The 1,510-nt window shown below is 65.7% G+C and carries 1 protein-coding gene and 1 pseudogene; both read right to left on the reverse strand.

What is annotated here, in order from left to right; translation table 11 throughout:
* A partial coding sequence (locus IE269_RS42650) for a potassium-transporting ATPase subunit C (protein WP_189828759.1) occupies positions 1–216 on the reverse strand: 216 nt, incomplete at its 3' end.
* A gap of 7 nt (positions 217–223) precedes the next feature.
* Positions 224–1,510: pseudogene (locus IE269_RS42655) on the reverse strand (HAD-IC family P-type ATPase); the annotation flags it as partial.

A 1,510-nucleotide genomic window follows, 5' to 3' on the forward strand; every position in this document is an offset into this window, starting at 1 on the left:
CGGGAGGTTGTAGGTCTGGCCGATCAGCTCGGAGCCCACCACCTTGCCGGTGGCCGGGTCTTCGATCTCGGAGCCGTTGGCCTTGCTGGAGAAGGCGACCTGGGCGATGCCGGTGACGGCCAGCGGATAGACCACGCCGCAGATGAGGGTGAGGACGAGGAGGGCACGCAGGCCTGCCCCCAGCAACCGGCCGGTGTTTCCTACGGAGTTGTTCATGACGTGATCAGCCGATTCCGGGGATGAGGGAGAGAAGCAGGTCGATGATCTTGATGCCGATGAACGGAGCGATCAACCCGCCGAGCCCGTAGATCCCGAGGTTGCGGCGGAGCATCTTGTCGGCGCTCATCGGCTTGTACTGGACGCCCTTGAGGGCGAGCGGGACCAACACGATGATGATCAGCGCGTTGAAGATGACCGCGGAGAGGATCGCTGACTCCGGGGAGGTCAGGCCCATGATGTTGAGCTTGTCCAGGCCCGGGTAGACCACGGCGAACATCGCGGGGATGATCGCGAAGTATTTCGCGACGTCGTTGGCGATCGAGAAGGTCGTCAACGCGCCCCGGGTGATGAGGAGTTGCTTGCCGATCTCGACGATCTCGATGAGCTTGGTCGGATTGGAGTCCAGGTCCACCATGTTCCCGGCCTCCTTGGCGGCCGAGGTGCCGGTGTTCATCGCCACACCCACGTCCGCCTGCGCCAGGGCCGGGGCGTCATTGGTGCCGTCGCCGGTCATCGCGACCAGCTTGCCGCCCGCCTGCTCGCGCTTGATCAGAGCCATCTTGTCCTCGGGGGTGGCCTCCGCGAGGAAGTCGTCCACGCCGGCTTCTTCGGCGATGGCCTTGGCGGTCAGCGGGTTGTCCCCGGTGATCATGACCGTCTTGATGCCCATCCGGCGCAGCTCGTCGAAGCGTTCGCGCATGCCGTCCTTGACGACGTCCTTGAGGTGAATCACTCCCAGGACGCGGGCGCCGTCAGCGTCTTCCAGAGCCNTACCTTGCGTCCGTCCACGTCCACACCCGACATCCGGGTCTGAGCGGTGAACGCCACCCAGTCTGCTCCGACCAGTTCGCCCTGGTGGCGCTCGCGCAGGCCGTACTTCTCCTTCGCCAGGACCACCACCGAGCGACCCTCAGGGGTCTCGTCGGAGAGGGAGGACAACTGGGCGGCATCCGCAAGCTCGGCGTCGGTCACGCCCTTGACGGGCAGGAACTCGGCGGCCTGGCGGTTGCCCAGCGTGATCGTTCCGGTCTTGTCGAGCAGCAGCGTCGAGACGTCGCCCGCCGCCTCAACTGCCCTGCCCGACATGGCCAGGACGTTGCGCTGGACCAGGCGGTCCATGCCGGCGATGCCGATCGCGGACAGCAGCGCACCAATGGTCGTCGGGATCAGGCAGACCAGCAGCGCGATCAGCACGATCATCGACTGCTCGGCACCCGCGTAGGTGGCGAACGGCTGAAGGGTGACCACAGCCAGCAGGAAGACGATGGTCAGCGACGCGAGCAGGATGTTG

The sequence above is a fragment of the Streptomyces spiroverticillatus genome (genome assembly GCA_014650415.1).
Taxonomy (GTDB): Bacteria; Actinomycetota; Actinomycetes; order Streptomycetales; family Streptomycetaceae; genus Streptomyces; species Streptomyces spiroverticillatus.